This window comes from Pseudomonas sp. TH04, from assembly GCF_016651355.1.
GTDB lineage: Bacteria > Pseudomonadota > Gammaproteobacteria > Pseudomonadales > Pseudomonadaceae > Aquipseudomonas > Aquipseudomonas fluorescens.
Genome location: NZ_JAEKEA010000001.1, coordinates 2,821,494 through 2,840,672, shown reverse-complemented (window position 1 = coordinate 2,840,672; position 19,179 = coordinate 2,821,494). Strand labels below are relative to the sequence as shown.

Annotated in this window: 19 protein-coding genes; 7 read left to right on the top strand and 12 right to left on the bottom strand. The window is 60.7% G+C overall.

The annotated features are described in order from the left end of the window. Nucleotides 1–5: 5 nt before the first annotated feature. From fis to JFT85_RS12870, 9 genes are all read right to left on the bottom strand, one after another. Nucleotides 6–326 (bottom strand): DNA-binding transcriptional regulator Fis, encoded by a 321-nt coding sequence (gene fis / locus JFT85_RS12910; protein ID WP_002555375.1) that lies wholly within the window; start codon nucleotides 324–326, stop codon nucleotides 6–8. After that, nucleotides 323–1,336, bottom strand: a complete 1,014-nt coding sequence (dusB, locus tag JFT85_RS12905; RefSeq protein WP_053254129.1) for a tRNA dihydrouridine synthase DusB — start codon at nucleotides 1,334–1,336, stop codon at nucleotides 323–325. Before dusB ends, fis begins: the two co-directional genes overlap by 4 nt. A 185-nt stretch (nucleotides 1,337–1,521) precedes the next feature. Then, nucleotides 1,522–2,760 carry a DUF3426 domain-containing protein gene (locus JFT85_RS12900; RefSeq protein WP_069550923.1) on the bottom strand — a complete coding sequence of 413 codons (1,239 nt, stop codon included), beginning with the start codon at nucleotides 2,758–2,760 and terminating at the stop codon, nucleotides 1,522–1,524. A 30-nt stretch (nucleotides 2,761–2,790) separates the two neighbouring features. Continuing rightward, entirely contained in the window at nucleotides 2,791–3,669 is an 879-nt protein-coding gene (gene prmA, locus JFT85_RS12895; protein WP_069550924.1) for a 50S ribosomal protein L11 methyltransferase, read from the bottom strand. A gap of 163 nt (nucleotides 3,670–3,832) precedes the next feature. Further along, complete coding sequence (gene accC, locus JFT85_RS12890; RefSeq protein WP_053254132.1) at nucleotides 3,833–5,194, bottom strand: acetyl-CoA carboxylase biotin carboxylase subunit; 1,362 nt, start codon at nucleotides 5,192–5,194, stop codon at nucleotides 3,833–3,835. A 17-nt stretch (nucleotides 5,195–5,211) separates the two neighbouring features. Then, nucleotides 5,212–5,673: an acetyl-CoA carboxylase biotin carboxyl carrier protein gene (gene accB / locus JFT85_RS12885; protein ID WP_017738537.1), complete on the bottom strand. Its 462-nt coding sequence runs from the start codon at nucleotides 5,671–5,673 to the stop codon at nucleotides 5,212–5,214. 24 nt (nucleotides 5,674–5,697) lie between these two features. Then, a complete protein-coding gene (gene aroQ / locus JFT85_RS12880) occupies nucleotides 5,698–6,153 on the bottom strand; it encodes a type II 3-dehydroquinate dehydratase (protein WP_053254133.1) in 456 nt (151 codons plus the stop codon). Nucleotides 6,154–6,450: 297 nt separating this feature from the next. Continuing rightward, a complete protein-coding gene (locus JFT85_RS12875) occupies nucleotides 6,451–8,412 on the bottom strand; it encodes a methyl-accepting chemotaxis protein (RefSeq protein WP_201229943.1) in 1,962 nt (653 codons plus the stop codon). Nucleotides 8,413–8,465: 53 nt separating this feature from the next. Next, nucleotides 8,466–10,136 carry a response regulator gene (locus JFT85_RS12870; protein WP_201229942.1) on the bottom strand — a complete coding sequence of 557 codons (1,671 nt, stop codon included), beginning with the start codon at nucleotides 10,134–10,136 and terminating at the stop codon, nucleotides 8,466–8,468. 404 nt (nucleotides 10,137–10,540) lie between these two features. Between JFT85_RS12870 and JFT85_RS12865 the strand changes: the two genes are divergently transcribed. From JFT85_RS12865 to JFT85_RS12845, 5 genes are all read left to right on the top strand, one after another. Then, nucleotides 10,541–11,518: a DUF2333 family protein gene (locus JFT85_RS12865; protein WP_371850841.1), complete on the top strand. Its 978-nt coding sequence runs from the start codon at nucleotides 10,541–10,543 to the stop codon at nucleotides 11,516–11,518. A 2-nt stretch (nucleotides 11,519–11,520) separates the two neighbouring features. Then, complete coding sequence (locus JFT85_RS12860) at nucleotides 11,521–12,057, top strand: NUDIX hydrolase (protein ID WP_053254137.1); 537 nt, start codon at nucleotides 11,521–11,523, stop codon at nucleotides 12,055–12,057. Between the two features lie 193 nt (nucleotides 12,058–12,250). Continuing rightward, entirely contained in the window at nucleotides 12,251–12,622 is a 372-nt protein-coding gene (locus tag JFT85_RS12855) for a translation initiation factor Sui1 (RefSeq protein WP_053254138.1), read from the top strand. A 213-nt stretch (nucleotides 12,623–12,835) separates the two neighbouring features. After that, on the top strand, nucleotides 12,836–14,749 hold the full coding sequence (speA, locus tag JFT85_RS12850; RefSeq protein WP_053254139.1) for an arginine decarboxylase: 1,914 nt from the start codon (nucleotides 12,836–12,838) through the stop codon (nucleotides 14,747–14,749). 156 nt (nucleotides 14,750–14,905) lie between these two features. Continuing rightward, on the top strand, nucleotides 14,906–15,769 hold the full coding sequence (locus JFT85_RS12845) for an alpha/beta hydrolase (RefSeq protein ID WP_053254140.1): 864 nt from the start codon (nucleotides 14,906–14,908) through the stop codon (nucleotides 15,767–15,769). Nucleotides 15,770–15,777: 8 nt separating this feature from the next. Here JFT85_RS12845 and JFT85_RS12840 read toward each other — a convergent pair whose 3' ends face one another. From JFT85_RS12840 to JFT85_RS12830, 3 genes are all read right to left on the bottom strand, one after another. Then, nucleotides 15,778–16,209 (bottom strand): hypothetical protein, encoded by a 432-nt coding sequence (locus JFT85_RS12840; protein ID WP_069550926.1) that lies wholly within the window; start codon nucleotides 16,207–16,209, stop codon nucleotides 15,778–15,780. A 105-nt stretch (nucleotides 16,210–16,314) separates the two neighbouring features. Then, nucleotides 16,315–17,670 carry an MATE family efflux transporter gene (locus tag JFT85_RS12835; protein ID WP_069550927.1) on the bottom strand — a complete coding sequence of 452 codons (1,356 nt, stop codon included), beginning with the start codon at nucleotides 17,668–17,670 and terminating at the stop codon, nucleotides 16,315–16,317. A 3-nt stretch (nucleotides 17,671–17,673) separates the two neighbouring features. Continuing rightward, the gene (locus tag JFT85_RS12830; RefSeq protein ID WP_053254143.1) at nucleotides 17,674–17,964 is read right to left on the bottom strand and encodes a hypothetical protein; all 291 of its coding nucleotides are present in this window, start codon (nucleotides 17,962–17,964) and stop codon (nucleotides 17,674–17,676) included. Between the two features lie 163 nt (nucleotides 17,965–18,127). On the opposite strand from JFT85_RS12830, the gene JFT85_RS12825 reads away from it, so the two are divergent. Beyond that, nucleotides 18,128–18,436, top strand: a complete 309-nt coding sequence (locus tag JFT85_RS12825) for a MazG-like family protein (RefSeq protein ID WP_053254144.1) — start codon at nucleotides 18,128–18,130, stop codon at nucleotides 18,434–18,436. After that, complete coding sequence (locus JFT85_RS12820; protein WP_053254145.1) at nucleotides 18,429–19,178, top strand: methyltransferase; 750 nt, start codon at nucleotides 18,429–18,431, stop codon at nucleotides 19,176–19,178. The genes JFT85_RS12825 and JFT85_RS12820 overlap by 8 nt, the downstream gene beginning before the upstream one ends. Nucleotide 19,179: the final 1 nt, after the last annotated feature.

Below are 19,179 nucleotides of genomic sequence, written 5' to 3'. Positions count from 1 at the left end.
AATGCTTACAGCAAATCGTACTGCTTGAGCTTTTTGCGCAAGGTGCCACGGTTGAGGCCCAGCAGCTCACTGGCTTTGGTCTGGTTGCCCTTGACGTAGTTCATCACGCTTTCGAGCAAGGGCGCTTCGACTTCGGAGAGCACCAGGTTGTACACGTCCGTGACGGAAGCGCCCTCAAGGTGGGCGAAATAATTGTGCAACGCCTTCTCGACACTCCCGCGAAGGGTCTGGCCTTCTTCGCTCGGTGTGTTCAGGTGCTGTTTCAAATTGACGTTGTCGCTCACGGGTGTTGTTCCACTCACTAAAGTCTCGGTCATCATCGTCATGCGGCCACCCCCTCTCCGTCCCCTGTCCCCAGGCTCTTGTAACGTTCGCTGAAAAACTCACGAACGTTGGCGCACTGTGCTTCCGTATCATCCAAACGATTGAAGTGGGCGCGAAACTCCCTGGCGCCCGGCAAGGTTGCGAGATACCAGCCGACATGCTTGCGAGCAATGCGTACTCCCATCACGTCTCCATAGAAGGCGTGCAGGGCGGCCAGATGCTCTAGCAGAATACGTTCCACCTCGATCAGCTCCGGTGCCGGCAACACGTCGCCGGTACGCAGAAAATGCTCGATCTCACGAAAAATCCATGGACGCCCCTGGGCGGCCCGGCCAATCAACAAGCCATCGGCACCGGTTGCGTGCAGCACGCGCCGGGCTTTCTCGGCTGAGTCGATATCGCCATTGGCAAACACCGGCATCGACACCGCCTGCTTGATCGCGGCAATGGTGTCGTACTCGGCTTCACCGGTGTAAAGGTCGGCGCGGGTGCGGCCGTGCACCGCCAACGCGGTAATTCCTGCCTGTTCGGCGATCTTCGCCACCGTCAGGCCATTCTTGTTGTCCCGGTCCCAACCGGTACGAATCTTCAGGGTGACCGGTACATCCACTGCGGCGACAACGGCCTGCAGGATCTCGGCAACCAATTGCTCATCTTTCAACAGCGCGGAACCGGCGGCCTTGTTGCAGACCTTCTTGGCCGGGCAGCCCATGTTGATATCGATGATCTGCGCACCCAACTCCACGTTGGCCCGCGCTGCTTCCGCCAGCATTTGTGCATCACCACCGGCGATCTGTACCGAGCGGGGCTCGGGATCACCTTCGTGGATCATGCGCATCCGCGATTTGCGGGTGTTCCACAAGCTCATGTCGCTGGTGACCATTTCAGAGACTACTAGACCCGCGCCCAAACGCTTGCACAGCTGACGAAAGGGCTGATCGGTGACGCCCGCCATCGGGGCGAGAATCAAACCGTTTGGCAATGTGTATGGGCCGATGCGTACCGCCGACATAGGACTTCCCTGTTGTGGGGCCGGATCATTAGAGTTCGAAAAAGGGTTGGCATGATACCCGCTCTCGATGACTGGATAAAGGCTGAATTGGATAAAATCTGAACAGTTATTTCTTTATCGCCACCGGTTTGGTAGGTGGCGGGGCAGTCAATAATTTGCCGTCAAACCTCGGAGCGTGAGCCGGCTCACTCGGGCGAGTGAAAACTCAGGCTGTAATTCACGGCTTTATTGCCTGGGTCGAGGATGTCCAGGGAGATATGGATCGGCGTTTGTGAAGGCATTTCGCTCACACCGGCCAATTCACCACTCAGGTATTCGCCGGGTTTGAAGCGACGACTGGCAATCAGGCTGCCGTTCAAGTCGGCAAAACGCAGCTCCAGCAGCGGGAAAGGCTGGGAGAACGTCGCACGGTTATAGATGATGGCGTCCACCACCAGCGCCCCGGCAAACTCCGGGTTGCTGCGTACCACCAGGTTACTGCTCTTGATATGCGCGATATCGACCCGTGATGGCACCGTGCAGCCCAGTGTTGGGCACAGTTGCTGGAACCATGGGCGGTACGCGTCCTGGCGGGCCAGATCATCGAATTGATAGGCAATGTACTGGCCTGCCAGGCCGGCGGCGGCCAGCAATACCAGGAACATCCAGAGGAGGCGACGGCCCCAGCCCGACGGACGTTTCTGCGCGTAAAGATGCAGCGGGTCGTCTTCCAGGTCCTGGAGTACATCGTCGTGAACGCTGGCTTCCGGGCGCGGGCGTTTGCGACGCGGCTGTGAGCGTTCTTCGGGTTCGGGCTCGTCGGCGGCAGCGGTCAGCGGCGTGAACGGCGGGTCGATATCGTCATCGTCAGGGGTTGAGTGCAGCGACGGCTCATCGTCAACGTCGTCAATGTGAAACGACATGGACGGCTCGGTGCGCTGCTTGGTCGCAGGCGCCTTGGGCGGCTCGGGTTGCTCTTCGCTGGCTTGGACACGTTCCTCGGGCGGTTCGCTGAACAGGCTGGCGGCCCACTTTTCTTCCTCGGCCTTGACGGTGTCACGGCTGGCGCTGAGGGCATCTTCCTTTTGCCGACGGTCGGCACCTGCTTGGCGACGCTCGGTGCCTGGCGGCAGGGTGTGCTGAATCTCGCGGCGTTCCAGCTTGGCCAGTTCTTCGTCCAGGTCGAGGTTGTCCAGGTCGAGCTCTTCGGCGGTCCACTGCTTCTGGCTGATCGCCCGCGGTGTTTGCGGGGCAGCCTCGGCAGCCGGCTGTGTACCGTGCGGCGCAGATGCACCGGCACGCTGCTCCAGCAACTGGCGGGCGGCGTTGAACACTTGCAGGCATGAGCCGCAGCGAACCACGCCACGGGCCACGCTTAATTGAGCGTGGCTGACGCGAAAGCGAGCTTGGCAATGCGGGCACTGGGTGACGAAACTGTCAGTCATGCGGCCATCCGATTCAGGCAAGCGCCCATTCTAGCGCCGACGACCACTGATGCGTACCCAGCCGTCACGGTTGGCGATCGGGTCCAGCTCGAAGTCCTGGGCATAGGCCGCCGCCACGTCTTCGCCTTGCTCGGCGAGAATACCCGACAGCGCCAGACGCCCACCTGGCTTGACCAGGCTCGACAGCTGCGGCGCCAGGGACACCAGCGGCCCGGCAAGGATATTCGCCACCAGCACATCGGCCTGGACCTGGGGCAATTGCTCCGGCAGGTACAGTGGGAATTTGCCTTCAGGAATATGGTTGCGCCCGGCGTTGTCGCGGGAGGCTTCCAGGGCTTGCACGTCGATGTCGGTGCCGACAGCTTCTTTGGCGCCCAGCAGCAGCGCGGCAATCGCCAGGATGCCCGAGCCGCAGCCGAAATCCAGCACGTTGCAGTCGGTCAGGTCCTGGCCATCAAGCCATTCCAGGCACAGCGCGGTGGTGGGGTGAGTACCGGTGCCGAATGCCAGGCCCGGGTCCAGCAGCAGGTTGACCGCATCCGGTTCAGGGGCGGCGTGCCAGCTGGGTACGATCCATAGGCGCTGGCCGAAACGCATCGGCTGGAAGTTGTCCATCCAGCTACGTTCCCAATCCTGGTCTTCGATCACTTCGCTGTGATGCTCCGGCAGCGGGCTGCCAGTGAGCAGTTCCATATGGGCCAGCACGGCGGCGGCATCGGTACCGTCTTCGAACAGGGCCAGCAAGTGGGTGTGGGACCACAGCGGCGTGGTGTTGAGTTCCGGTTCGAAGATTGGTTGGTCTTCGGCGTCCATGAAGGTCACCGAGACAGCGCCCACTTCGAGGAAAGCGTCTTCGTAGGTTTCGGCTTGTTCTGGGCTGATGGCGAGACGGACTTGCAGCCAAGGCATGGCGGGCACCTTTGAAAAAATGAGTGTGCGACGGCTGGGTCGCGAAAGCGCGCAAGTTTACGCGAGCGTGGAGAAGAAGACGACTGTACTGACAGTACACAGTCTAAATGGAGGGGCCATACACAACAAAGCCGCCCGAAGGCGGCTTTGTTGGGTGGAGCACTTACTGGTTAGCCAGCTTGTGTTCCAGGTAGTGAATGTTCACACCACCTTCGCAGAAGCCTTCATCGCGAACCAGATCCCGATGCAACGGGATGTTGGTCTTGATGCCGTCAACCACGATTTCGTCCAGGGCGTTACGCATACGGGCCATGGCCTCGTCGCGGGTGGCGCCCCAGGTGATCAGCTTGCCGATCAGCGAGTCGTAGTTGGACGGAACCTTGTAGCCGCTGTACAGGTGCGAATCCACACGTACGCCGTTGCCGCCGGGCGCGTGGAAGTGCTTGACCAGGCCAGGGCTTGGGATAAAGGTTTTCGGGTCTTCGGCGTTGATCCGGCACTCCAGGGAGTGGCCGTGGAGCTTCACGTCGTCCTGGGTGAAGGACAGCACGTTACCGGCGGCGATGCTCAGCATCTCCTTGACGATATCGATACCGGTGACCATCTCCGAAACCGGGTGCTCTACCTGTACACGAGTGTTCATCTCGATGAAGTAGAAGCGACCGTTTTCGTAGAGGAACTCAAAGGTCCCGGCGCCACGGTAGTTGATGTCGATACACGCCTTGACGCAGCGCGCCAGGACTTCCTGGCGAGCGGTTTCGTCCAGGCCCGGTGCCGGTGCTTCTTCCAGTACCTTCTGGTGACGGCGTTGCAGCGAGCAGTCGCGGTCGCCCAGGTGGATGGCGTGGCCCTGGCCGTCGGACAGCACCTGCACTTCCACGTGACGTGGGTTGGTCAGGTACTTTTCCAGGTAGACCATCGGGTTGCCGAACCAGGCAGCCGCTTCGGAGCGGGTCTGCTTGGCGGCTTCGATCAGGTCTTCTTCCTTGTGCACCACGCGCATGCCGCGACCACCACCGCCACCGGCGGCCTTGATGATCACCGGGTAACCGACTTCGCGACCAATGCGCAGGGCGGTTGCCTCGTCTTCAGGCAGCGGGCCGTCGGAACCTGGAACGGTGGGTACGCCGGCCGCGATCATGGCGTCTTTGGCCGATACCTTGTCGCCCATCAGGCGAATGGTTTCGGCTTTCGGACCGATGAAGGCAAACCCGGATTTTTCCACCTGTTCGGCGAAGTCGGCGTTTTCCGCAAGGAAGCCATAGCCTGGGTGGATGCCATCAGCGCCAGTCACTTCAGCGGCCGCGATGATGTTCGAGACTTTCAGGTACGAGTTCGTGGCCAGTGGCGGGCCGATGCAAATGCTTTCGTCCGCCAGCTTCACGTGCATCAATTCAGTATCGGCCGTCGAGTAAACAGCGACGGTCTTGATGCCCTCTTCCTTACAGGCGCGCAGGATCCGCAGCGCGATTTCGCCGCGGTTGGCGATCAGGACTTTTTGCAGTTTCTTCGCAGGTTTCAACATCGAAGGTGCTCCGCGGTTCAAACGATGGTGAACAGCGGCTGGTCGTACTCAACCGGCTGACCGTTTTCTACCAGAATGGATTCGATGACGCCGGCTTTCTCAGCCGTGATGTGGTTCATCATCTTCATCGCTTCAACGATGCAGATGGTGTCGCCCACTTTCACGGTCGCGCCGACTTCAACGAAGGCTGGCGAGGTCGGTGCCGGGGTGCGGTAGAACGTACCGACCATTGGCGACTTGACCACGAAGCCGTTCAACACAGGCGCAGCAGGTGCGGCTGGCGCAGCGGCAGCAGGTGCGGCGGCCGGAGCAGCAGCGGCTGGTGCCGGCGCTTGCATCTGTGGCGCGTAGAACTGTTGGGCCGGGGTCTTGCTGTGACGGCTGATCCGTACGGACTCTTCGCCTTCCTTGATTTCCAGCTCGTCGATACCGGATTCTTCCAGCAGTTCGATCAGTTTCTTAACTTTACGGATATCCATGAATCATCAACTCCCAAGGGTCGGTCAGGGGCGCTTGGCCGGTTGTTCAATGTGTTCCAGGGCGGCCTCCAGGGCCAGTCGATAACCGCTGGCGCCAAGGCCGCAGATCACTCCTACCGCTACGTCGGAGAAGTAAGAGTGATGGCGGAAAGCTTCGCGTTTGTGCACGTTCGACAAGTGCACTTCGATAAATGGGATGCTCACCGCCAGCAGCGCGTCACGTAATGCAACGCTTGTATGCGTAAAAGCGGCGGGATTGATCAGGATAAAGTCCACGCCTTCGCCACGCGCGGCATGGATGCGATCAATCAATTCGTACTCGGCATTGCTTTGCAGGTACAGCAAATGGTGGCCGGCTTCACGCGCCCGTCGCTCCAGATCCACGTTGATCTGATCGAGGGTGACTGCCCCGTAGACGCCCGGTTCGCGGGTGCCGAGCAGGTTCAGGTTGGGTCCGTGAAGAACCAGTAAGGTCGCCATCGGCTGTTCCTTGTTATTGATGTGGGTACGGCAGAACTCGGCGACTATGCCGCAAAGCGTTTGTGACTGTCCAGTTCTATGCAGTAGGCAGCACGATTAGCGAGGATTGCGCGAAATTTGTGACTGTGGCCTGGATTCCGGTCATTGGTAGCACGGTCCTGAAGTCTCAGGAGATCCAATGTGGGAGCGGGCTTGCTCGCGAAAGCGGTGGATCAGTAAGAAATGAATTGACTGACCCACCGCATTCGCGAGCAAGCCCGCTCCCACATTGTGATCTGTGCATGGCATTGGAGCGGATTAAACGCGGAAAGCCTGCACAGCCGTATTGAGCTGCCCACCCAGCACCAGCAGGTGGTCGCCCTGGCGACGGCCCTGGCCAATACGCAGCAGATTATCTTCACCCAACTGGTGGATGCGTTCACTGTTATCGCGAATTTCACTGACGGCGCCACTCTGCTGGGCGGTCACATCGGCGATGCGCACTGCCGTGTCGGAAATCGTCTGGATTGCCCCGACGATTTTATCCAACGCACCGTCGGCCGCCTGGGCTTGCTGCGCGGTGGCTTCGGCGTGCTCGACCTGGGCGCGCATGCCTTGCACCGATTGGTGGGCCGCGGATTGCAGGCCGGCAATCAGCCCCTGAATCTCGGCGGTGGCGCCGGCGGTGCGTTGGGCCAGTGAGCGCACTTCATCAGCGACCACGGCAAACCCGCGCCCGGCTTCACCGGCCCGGGCTGCCTCGATGGCGGCATTAAGCGCAAGCAGGTTGGTCTGGTCGGCAATCGAGCGGATCACGGTCAGTACGCCGCCGATGGTCGCGGATTCTTCGGCGAGTTTTTCGATCATTTGCGCGTTTTGCTGCACTTCACCGACCAGCGCGTGCAAGCCGGTCAGGCTCAGGCCGATCACGCGTTGGCCCTGTTCCACGGCTTGACCCGCGCTGCGACTGGCGCCGGCCGCCTGGCTGGCATCCCCGGCCACTTGCTGGATGGTGGCTTCCAGTTCGCCCAGGGAGTCACGGATCTGCGCGGTATCGCCGGCCTGGCGCTCGGCACCGTCATGCAGACCACTGCTCAGCTCGGCGAGGGCGCGGCTGCTGCCGGCCACTTCCTCGGCATTCCCGCGAATGGTGCCCACCAGGTCCACCAGGTAGGCGCGCAGGCGATTCAGGGAGGCTTCGATGTCGTGCAATTCACGGTTGGTCTTGCCCAGCGCAATGGGCTGGCTGAAGTCGCCCTCGGCCCATTTGGACAGGGCTGGCGCCAGGTTGGTCAGCACCCGCGCCAGGCGCCGCTGCAGGGTATCGATCAGCAGCGCGATCAACAGGATCAGGCCGATCATCACACCTTGCATCAGGCGCACTTCGCCCTGGATCTTGGCGTGTTGCGCGCGCACCACGGGTTCCAGGCTGGCGATGGATTGTTGTACGGCGGCGATTTTCAGCTGGGTGCCTGCAGCCAGTGCGGTGCGCTGCTGGATCTGCTCACGGGTGCGCTTGAGTTCGGCGGGGTAGCGGGTCAGCAGGCTGTTGAGTTCGCGCTTGAGGTCGACGCCGGTGTCCTGGACGTCGGTTTTTCCGCTGTTTTCAAGGCCCATCATGGCTGAAAAGTCATCGGAGCTGGATTCCGCGCTGGCCTTTACGCCCAGCAGGGGTAACTGCGCCAACAGGTCGGCCTGGGTGCGGATGCTGGCGACTTCGCGCTCTACGTCATCGGCCAATTCCGCGCGCCCGCTGCTCACCAGCTTATCGCGTGCCAGTGACAGCTTGCCCAAATGCTGAGACGCGGCCAGCAGTGGCGGCAAGTAACGGGCTGCCTCGGGCGAGTTGACGCCCATTGCGTACTGGCTCAGTTGCTCCAGGTTCGCGCTCAGCTCTCGCTCGGCCTGTAGCAGCAGTGCTTGCGGGTCGCCGGCCAGTTTGCCGGCGGCCAGCAGGTCGGTTTTGCTGAAGGCATCCAGGTCCGCGAGGCTGGGACGCAGGTTTTGCGTCAGCTCGGCGGGCAATTCATCCAGGTGCTGCAAGAGGTCTTCCAGGCTCTGGCTGGCGCTACTCAAACGCAACGCGTCGCCACTGGCCAGGTAGTCGTCGATATTGCGCGCGGCCTGGTTCTGGAAGGTTTGCGACAAACCCAGGTAGCGCTCCATCAGCGTGTAAGGCCGTTCGAGTGCGCGTTGCGACCACCACAGCGTCGCCCCAAGTGCCAGGCACACGGCTACCAGAAGAAGGGTATTCAGATTGGTCAGCAGCTTCAGGCGCATGCGTGGTTTCAACCGACAGCGAAAGATAAGTGCCTGAAGTTATTGCGTTTTCATTACAAGGTTATGACGGTATCAGTGGATTCCGGTGAAAAGATGGCACTTTGCTTTGACGTGCGTGCGGCCTGCACACGGTTACGTCCGGCGCCCTTGGCGCGGTACAGCGCCTCGTCTGCCTGAGCGGCCATCATCAGGCTGTCGGAGTCGTCGCACAGCTCCACCAGCCCGGCACTGAAGGTGCACCATAAATCCTGTGGTTGGGCGGGGTAGTGAATTTCGGCAAAGCGCCCACGGATTTCATCCAGCACCTTGCAGGCCGATTCCAGGTCGGTGTCGGGCATCACGATGGCGAATTCTTCACCGCCGTAGCGGCCGATGTAATCGGTCTTGCGCAAGCGCTGCTTGAGGAACAGCGCCAAACTCTTGATGACGCGGTCGCCCATGGGGTGGCCGTGGCTGTCATTGACCCGCTTGAAATGGTCGATATCGAGCATCGCAAAGCTCAGCGGTTTGTTCTCGCGGCGTGCGCGGAAGCTGCAGTCTTCGAGCAATTGCAGGATGTGGGTATGGTTGTACAGCCCGGTCAGGCTGTCACGCACCATGCGCGCCTTGAGGTTGCGCGCGCGGGCGGCGCGGTTGCGTACGGTGGTGATCAGGTGGCGCGGCTTGATCGGCTTGGTGAGGAAGTCATCGCCGCCTTCGCTCATGGCGTCCAGCTGTTTGTCCAGGTCGTCTTCGGCCGACAAGTAGATGATGGGCACGCTGACATAACGGTCGTTGTGGCGAATCACCTTGGCCAGTTCGGTGCCGGTACAGGCGGGCATGTACATGTCGAGGATGATCAGGTCCGGCTGGAAGTCCGCCAGCTCGGCCATGGCCTGGATCGGCTCGATCAGGGTGCGCGTGACGATGCCGGCTCTGTTGAGCAGGCGCTCGGTGTGCAATGCCTGGGCGCGTGAGTCGTCGATGATCAGCACTTTATAAGGCTCGTACTGCGCGACGCAGGTCAGCACTTCGATCTTTTCCAGCAGGCTGGAGGCTTCCAGCGTGCCGGTGAGGAACTCCTGGCCGCCCGCGCGCACCGCGGCCAGGCGCGTCGGGGTATCGGTTTCGTGCAGGCTGAAGAACAACAGCGGCAGCTTTTGCTCAAGGCCTTCCTGGGCTTCGGCCGCGAGCTTGAGGCCCAGGCCGGCCCCGCAGAAATCCACATCCATCACAATCGCCGAAGGCAGGCGCTCGGCCAGCGAGGACCGAAACGCTGCCACGCTGTCCAGCGACTGGGCGCTCATGCCAAAGAATTCCAGTTGCTTGGCCAGGCGCTCGGCGCGGTCGTGATCGGCCAGCATCACGTAGATCGGCTTGCGCATCGGTGGCAGGAACGTTTGCTCAAGCTGGTCGCCCTGGCGCAGGCCGGTGCGGGACAGGCGCTGCATCAGGCGGTTGAGTTCGGTGATCACCTGGCTGCTGAGGCGGCCACGGTTCTCGTCCACGACCTTGAGGGACTCGCCAATGTGCCGCGCCAGTTGGCCGTGTTCCGGCTGTTCGAAGCGTTCGGCAAAACGCAGCAGGCGCAGGTTTGCTTCGCTGAGTTCGGACAAATCTGTGTTTGACCATTCACTGCGCTGCAGGCGTTGCCAGATCTCAAGAATTTGACGTGCCTGATGAATTACCCGCTGGGCAAAGTGCTGCTTGAGACGCTCACGGCTGGGGTCTTCTGGCTCGGTCATATCCTGACTACTAGTGAGGGTGCATGCTGAGGTCGACTGATGGCTCTATGCTAGCACCTCTTTTCTTATATATGAGTGTCATACGTCAATTAAGTACACGTCTGTGCGATTCAGTTTCTGACCTTATGGTCGCGCTGCGTAAAAAGCCGGCATGCGTTATGGTTGCAGATCTTTATAGTCGAATCTGCCCGGTGCGCCACTTTGGTTAAAAGGCCCGCACCGATGGGCACGATGGGGTAGGGTTGTGGTCGGAGTGTTTGACCGCACCCGGACAATTGACGTGCATGAACTCAAGTGATTGAAAGGATATCGCCATGCTGGACTGGAAAAATCGTGCAGGCAGTGCCAAAGGCCCCGCCCCTGAGCCAAAGTCGACCCAACGCGGCTACTTTCGCAACCTGCTGATGAGCAAAGCGTTGCTCAGCGTGCTGGCCTTGTACCTGTTGGTCACCGGCGGCCTGGGTTGGTACTGGAGCGAAGAGCCGGCGCTGTTTCCGGTCCAGCAAAACGCCCAGCTTGCTGCGGAGAAGGAAGGCAAGCAGATGGTGATTGGCTACACCACTGTCGAAACCCTCAAGACCGTGGTCGGCACGTTGCTGAACAAGCCCGGTGGCTATATCTCCAACGACCGTTTCCCGCCAGGCTTGTGGATGGACAACATGCCGAGCTGGGAATACGGCGTGCTGGTGCAGGTGCGTGACTTGACCCGTGCCCTGCGTAAAGACTTCGCCCGTTCCCAGTCGCAGTCGGCCGAGGACGCCGATTTGGCCAAGGCCGAGCCACGCTTCAACTTTGACAACAAGAGCTGGGTGCTGCCATCCAGCGAGTCGGAGTACCAGGAAGGTATCAATTCCCTGAGCCGCTACGAAGCGCGTCTGTCCGACCCTAACCAGAGAGGCGCGCTGTTCTATGCGCGTGCCGACAACCTGAACAACTGGCTGGGTGATGTCGCCACTCGTTTGGGCTCGTTGTCGCAACGCCTGTCGGCCAGTGTCGGTCGGGTCAAGCTGAACACCGCGCTGAAAACCGAAGCCCTGGCGCCGGGTGAAGTGCCGCAGGTCGATGAAGAAGTGGTGGAAACCCCATGGATGCAGATCGACAACGTGTTCTACGAGGCCCGTGGCCAGGCCTGGGCTCTGTCTCACTTGCTGCGCGCCATCGAAGTCGATTTTGCCGACGTGCTGGCCAAGAAAAATGCCACCGTCAGCGTGCGTCAGATCATTCGTGAGCTTGAGGCCTCGCAGGAGCCGGTTTGGAGCCCTATGATTCTCAACGGCAGTGGCTTTGGCGTTCTCGCCAACCACTCGCTGGTCATGGCCAACTATATTTCCCGGGCAAACGCTGCAGTGATCGACTTGCGTCAGCTCCTCAACCAGGGGTAATGATGGACGCTACTCAAAATGAGGCCGCGCACCGCGCGGCCTCTGATGCTGAACTGATCTGCTGGGTCGACGACCAGGACAACCTGCTCGGCCATCTCGTCAGGTCTGACCTGCGTGAGCGCGGCCTGATCGGCCGTTGCACCTTTATCTTCCTGTTCAATTCGGCCGGCGAACTGTGTGTGCATCGGCGCACCTTGAGCAAAGCCTTGTACCCTGGGTTTTGGGACACGGCCGCGGGGGGCATGGTCGCGGCAGGCGAGTGTTACGCCGATTCGGCGGCCCGTGAATTGGAAGAAGAGCTTGGGGTGGGCGGCGTGGACCTGGTCGAGCATGACCATTTCTACTTCGAGGATGGCGCCAGCCGGCTCTGGTGCAAATCCTATTCGGCGGTCTGGGATGGCCCCTTACGCCTGCAGCCCGAAGAGGTCATGGAAGCGCGGTTTTTACCCCTTGAAAGGGTCCTGCAGGAAGCTGAACAAAAGCCTTACTGCCCGGACGCTCAAGAGGGCTTGCGGCGCTATCTGGCCTCGCGTCGCTAAAGTTGCATAAATTGGCGCTATTTGGCTCTTAGCAAGTCGGCTTTTTGCCGTTACACTGCGCGACTTTTCACCCGAACCACCTTTGCGGTTCGGTAGCGCTGCCCCTGCCTGAGTGGGGCTTCGCGGTCGATGCCCTGTTCTGTTTACGAGAACCGAGCACCGATCTGTCTTTGTCCTCCCAAGAGGATTGCCGGTGGCCAAAAAAGCCGCATCCTTCGCCGCCCTTGGTGGCTTGGTATTTTCCACCGACGCAGGTCGACACTGCCCGGACTGTCGCCAGCCCGTGGATTCGTGTACCTGCAAACAGACCCTGATCCCTGAAGGCGACGGTATTGCCCGCGTACGACGCGAGAGCAAGGGCCGTGGCGGCAAGACGGTGACCACCGTCACCGGTGTGCCGCTGGCCGAAGAAGCCCTGAAGGAACTCGCCACCACGCTGAAAAAGCGCTGTGGCACGGGTGGCGCCCTGAAAGACGGCGTCATCGAGATCCAGGGCGATCACGTCGAGTTGCTGTTGGCCGAGCTGATCAAGCTGGGTTACAAGGCGAAGAAATCCGGCGGCTAGCAGCCTCTGTGAAACCCACCCCGATCGCCGGTTTGCTGAACGCGAACGGTCGTCTCCATGGTTTTCACAGAGCCTGTTCCCGACCGGTGTCTAAACTCTGTCCTGCGAGTGGGGTCTACCTTGCTTACAGGCAAATCGTCATTTTCATTCTTTAGACTTCGCCAGCCTTACAAGAAGGGCGCGGTGATCTTCGACTTTATATAGGGGACTTCGATGTCCGTACGACGCACACGCAAAGACGATGGCAGCCAATGGACAGTTGCGGACAGCCGCAGTGTTTACGGGATTCGCCATTGGGGGGCCGGGTATTTCGCGATCAATGATGCCGGTCGCGTTGAAGTCCGTCCGAACGGCCCGAACAGCACGCCCGTCGATCTGTACGAGCAAGTCGACCAGCTGCGCAAAAGCGGTTTGTCCTTGCCGCTGCTGGTGCGTTTTCCCGATATCCTGCAAGACCGTGTACGCCAACTGACCGGCGCTTTCGATTCCAATATCGAGCGCCTGGAATACCAGAGCAAGTACACCGCGCTGTACCCGATCAAAGTGAACCAGCAGGAAGCGGTGATCGAGAACATCATCGCCACCCAGGACGTTTCCATCGGCCTGGAAGCCGGTTCCAAGCCTGAGCTGCTGGCTGTGCTGGCCCTGGCACCCAAGGGTGGCACCATCGTCTGCAACGGTTACAAAGACCGTGAGTTCATCCGCCTGGCGCTGATGGGCCAGAAGCTGGGTCACAATGTTTTCATCGTGATCGAGAAAGAATCCGAAGTTGGCCTGGTGATCGAAGAAGCCGCCAACCTCAAGGTCAAGCCGCAGGTTGGCTTGCGCGTGCGTTTGTCGTCGCTGGCGTCGAGCAAATGGGCGGACACGGGTGGCGAGAAGTCCAAGTTCGGTTTGTCGGCGGCGCAGTTGCTGTCGGTGGTCGAGCGCTTCCGCGCGGCGGGTCTCGATCAAGGCATTCGTCTGCTGCACTTCCACATGGGCTCGCAGATCGCCAACCTGGCCGACTACCAGCACGGGTTCAAGGAAGCCATTCGTTATTACGGCGAACTGCGTAACCTCGGCCTGCCGGTGGACCACATCGACGTCGGCGGCGGCTTGGGCGTGGACTACGACGGTACCCACTCGCGTAATGCCAGCTCGATCAACTACGACATGGACGATTACGCCGGCGTCGTCGTCGGTATGCTCAAGGAATTCTGCGACGCGCAGAGCCTGCCGCACCCGAACATCTTCTCTGAAAGCGGCCGCTCCCTGACCGCCCACCACGCCATGCTGGTGGTGCAAGTCACCGACGTTGAAAAACACAACGACGACGTGCCGCAAATCGAGAACAAGGAAAGCCTGCCGGAAACCGTGCAATGGCTGGTGGACCTGCTGGGCCCGACCGACATCGAAATGGTCACCGAAACCTACTGGCGCGCCACTCACTACATGAGCGACGTGGCCACCCAGTACGCTGACGGCAAACTGACCCTGGCGGAAAAAGCCCTCGCCGAGCAGTGCTACTTTGCCGTGTGCCGTCGCTTGCACAACTCGTTGAAAGCCCGTCAGCGCTCGCACCGCCAAGTGCTGGACGAACTCAACGACAAGCTGGCCGACAAGTACATCTGCAACTTCTCGGTATTCCAGAGCTTGCCGGACACCTGGGCCATCGGCCAGGTTCTGCCGATTCTGCCGCTGCACCGTCTCGACGAAGAGCCGCTGCGCCGCGCCGTGCTGCAAGACCTGACCTGCGACTCCGACGGCAAGATCAAGCAATACGTCGACGAGCAGAGCATCGAGACCAGCCTGCCGGTGCACGCCTTGAATGAAGGTGAAGACTACTTGCTGGGCATCTTCCTGGTCGGCGCTTACCAGGAAATCCTCGGTGACATGCACAACCTGTTCGGTGATACCGACTCGGTGAACATCTACCAGCGCGAAGACGGTTCGGTGTACAGCGCCGGTATCGAGACCCACGACACCATCGAAGACATGCTGCGCTATGTGCACTTGTCGCCGGAGGAGTTGATGACGCATTACCGCGACAAGTGCGCGAGCGCGAAAATCAGTGCCAGCGAGCGCACGCAGTTCCTGGATGCGTTGCGTCTCGGTCTGACCCGTTCTTCGTACCTGTCGTCGTAATATCGGCTGGCAGAGATCTAAAATGTGGGAGCGGGCTTGCTCGCGAAAGCGGTACATCAGTCACACATGTGTTAACTGATTCACCGCTTTCGAGAGCAAACCCACTCCCACATTTGTATCTTCGTTTGGTTGTACCTTCTTCGTGAGGTCTGAACGATGTCGAGCAAACTCTTGCAAGTGTTCACCCTGGCGGTCGCCGCATTTCTCGCGGCGTGCTCGCCGATCAAAGTGCTCAACGCACTGACGCCCTCCAGCACCTTCACCAAAACCGCATCCATCGCCTACGGTGATGACCCCCGGCAAAAACTCGATATCTACCGCCCCGTCGCGGCCGCACCCAACGCGCCCGTCGTGGTGTTTTTCTACGGTGGCAGTTGGAACAGCGGCGCCAAGGACGATTATGGTTTTGTCGGCGAGGCACTGGCCTCACGCGGCATCGTCGTCGTGATCGCCGACTATCGGCTCTATCCGCAAGTGCGTTACCCAAGCTTTCTTCAAGACGGCGCCCAAGCGGTGGCCTGGACACGTCAACACATCGCCGAATACGGCGCCGACCCCACGCAGTTGTACCTGATGGGCCACAGCTCCGGCGCCTACAACGCCTCGATGCTGGCGCTGGATGCGCGCTGGCTCAATGAGGTGAACCTGGCGCCCTCGATGCTCAAGGGTTGGATTGGCCTGGCCGGGCCCTATGACTTTCTGCCAATTGAAAACCGCGATGTGCGCCCGGTGTTTTTCTTTCCGAATTCCCCGCCCGACTCCCAGCCGATCAACCACGTCGACCATGGCGCGCCGCCGAGCCTGTTGATTGCCTCGGCGAGCGACACGCTGGTCAACCCCACACGCAACACCGGCGGGCTGGCGAAAAAACTGCACGACGCGGGTGTGCCGGTCGAGGTGTTTTACTTCACCAAGACCAACCACGCGACATTGGTGGCATCGATTGCCAAACCCTTGCGCTGGCTGGCACCGGTGCTGGATCGGGTCACGGCGTTTATCCAGTCCACTCCGGGCCAGTGAGGCTGGCGCTATTGGACGATGAGGCTGTACACGGTTGAGGTCTCGGTACTTGCTTCCTCCAGCGTGACGGAGCGCAGCGTGTGGTCCGGTGATGCAGGCGTGATTGTCAGCGCAACGCCATTACTCATCAGCGTGCGACTCTGGGGCGACAGGGTCGCTCGAATGCCCTGCTGCGTCGCGAATATCTGGAAACCCGTCTGGTTCCAGACCTCCACGGCGCTTGAGGCAGGCAGCTCCGGCAGGGTTGCAGGCATGTCGCTCCCCGGTTTGATTGCCCACTCGCCGGTGTCCGGGGTGACCTGTGGGGTTTGAATGGCAGGTGCAGCGACGACATCGCTCGGAGGCGGCGATTTTTTTGCCTTGGCCGCACGCATCGTGGCGGCCACGATTAAACCGGCCACTAGCAACGCGCCGATGATAAATACGGTATTGCTGCCCATGTTTGTTCGTCCCTGAGTGGAAAGAAGGTTGAGGCCGGAAACGTATCGCTGTGCAGGCCCAACCTTCATTCAACGTCGGTGACGGGGTTTTGTAACCTGTGAGAACTAACAGGTCGGCTCGCCGAGCCACGCGTTTCTCTTGTTCAATCGCCAAGCGATCGCCCACAGCGTGAGACTGCGCAAGGCCATGAACAACAGGAAGCTTATCCACAAGCCGTGGTTGCCGTAGCCCTGCAAGACCCACGCGAACGGCAGCAAAATCACCACGGTCAGCAGCATGCCGTTGCGCATTTCCCGTGCGCGGGTAGCGCCGATAAACAGGCCGTCCAGCAAGTAACTCCACACGGCAATCAGCGGCAGCACCGCCAGATAAGGCAAGTAGATATCGGCGGTTTCGCGCACGCTGGGGATATTGGTTTGCATGGCGATAAACAGGTGGCCGCCAAAGGTAAACAGCAGCGCGAAGCCCACACTGGCGATCAATGACCAACCGCAGGCGACCACCAATGCACGGCGTAACGCCTGGCGGTCGTGGGCGCCGATGGCATGCCCGCACAGGGCCTCGACTGCGTGGGCCAAACCGTCCAGGGCATGCGCAGTCAGCAGCAGGCCATTGAGCAGCAGCGCATTGGCCGCCACGGTGGCATCACCCAGACGGGCGCCTTGCACCGTGATCATGAAGAATACCGACTGCAGTGCCAGGCTGCGGATGAAGATGTCACGGTTCACCGCCAGCAGCGGGCGCCAGCTTTGCCAGCGCTTGAGTGCGGCCCAGGCGATATGCCCGGGATAGGCGCGCAAGGCGTTTTGCGTGAGCGCCAGACCGAGCAGGGCACCGGTCCATTCGGCGATGACCGATGCGCGTGCGGAGCCGACTACGCCCCATTCCAGGCCCAGTACAAACCACAGGTTCAGGGCGATATTGACCAGGTTGGTGGTCAGCAGAATCGCCAACGGTGCACGGGCGTTCTGCGTGCCGAGGAACCAGCCGACCAGCGCATAGCTGGCCAGCGCAGCAGGCAGGCCGAACAAACGCGTGTGGAAAAAGTCGCGGGTCAGTTGATTCAGCTCGGGGGAGGGCTGCATCCACTCCAGCGTCAACTGGCTCAGCGGGATGCCCACCGTGCCCAAGAGCATCGCCAGGCCCAGCGCCAGCAGCAGACCTTGCAGCAGCACCTGTCGCAACGCTGCACCATCGCCACGCCCGGCGGCCTGCGCGGCAAACCCGGTGGAGCCCATGCGCAGAAAACCCATGGCCCAGGCGAGGAAGGTATAGAGGCTGGCCCCTACGGCCACGGCGCCCAGTTGGTGGGCGTGTGGCAAGTGGCCGATGACCATGCTGTCGACCAGGGCTACCAGCGGCACCGAGATGTTCGACAAAATCATCGGTGCGGCCAGGGCCCAGACGCGGCGATGGGTGGGGCGGTCGCGCCAGTCGGTGAGTAACGTGAGTGTTTTCAAGTATCAGTGCACAACCCAGCTGAGCAGCCACAGGCCCAGCATCAACCAGATAATCCCGGCAATGATCGACGCCCGCATAAACGCGCGCACTGCCGAGTACAGCAGCAACAGCCCGATGATCAGGGTGATGATGCTGATGATCGACGTATCCATGCCCAGGGATTTGGACAGCCCGTCGACAAAATCGCCGCCGGCATGGGACAGCGTGTTGAACAGCCCGCTGAACAGCTCGACGATAAAGTGGATGATCTGGCCGATTTTGAGACCCAGCCAGCCGAAAAAGTCTGTTTGCATGTGTGTGTCCTGATGAATAGGTGGGCGTAGCTGCCGGACCTGAGCCTTTGGTCGTTATCGGCGCACGCGAGTTCCCTTCTAGCATAGAGGTTTACGGCGTGCAGGGATTCACTTGCCTTCGCTAATCATCCGCCCGAAGCTATACACCTTCAGGAGCCCCCGCATGAACCTCGAACACCTCACCGAACGCCTGCACCGTATCCGCGATGCCAATCACTGGAAGCAGTTCCACAGCCCGAAAAACCTGGCCATGGCCGCCAGCGTGGAAATGTCCGAGCTGGTGGAGATCTTCCAGTGGCTGACCGAAGACCAGTCGCGGCAACTGCCCGCAGACCAACTCGCCCATGCCGGGCAGGAAGTCGGCGATATTGTGCTGTACCTGCTGTTGCTGTGCAGTGAGCTGGGCCTGGACATGAATGAAGTGGTGCGCGCGAAACTGGCCGACAGCGAACGGCGGTTTGCCCATGAGTGATCGTCATTTCGACCAGTTGGCCACGCGCTTCGCCGAGAAAATCTACGGCGGCGCCAAAGGTGCGATTCGCCTGGCGGTGCTCCAGGCCGACCTGACCGAAGCCCTGCCGGACCGCCCGTTGCGTGTGCTGGATATCGGCGCCGGCCTGGGGCATATGTCGTTGTGGCTGGCCGAACGCGGCCATCAGGTCACGCTGGCCGAGCCCGCCGAGCCGATGCTCGACGGCGCGCGCCAACGCTTTGCCGATGCGCGGCAGACCGCGACTTTTATTCACGCGCCCTGGCAGGACCTGCTTGGCCAACTCACCGAGCCTTACGACCTGGTGCTGTGCCACGCGGTGCTGGAATGGTTGGCCGAACCCCATGCGATACTGCCGGTGCTGCACCAACTCACGGTGCCCGGCGGCTGGTTGTCGCTGGCGTTTTACAACCGTGATGCGCTGATTTATCGCAACCTGCTCAAAGGCCACTTCCGCAAAATGCGCAAGAACGACATGGCCGGCGAAAAGCAGAGCCTGACGCCGCAACAACCCCTCGACCCACGCGAGCTGGCAGCGCAACTCGACGGGCTATGGCAGGTCGAAAGCCAAAGTGGCGTGCGGGTGTTCCACGACTACATGCCGGTGGAATTCCAGGCCCGCGCCGATTTACAGGATTTGTTGGAGATGGAACTCGCTCACCGTCGTCACCCAAGCTTTGCCGGACTTGGGCGTTATTTACACTGGATATGCCGTCCGGTTTAAG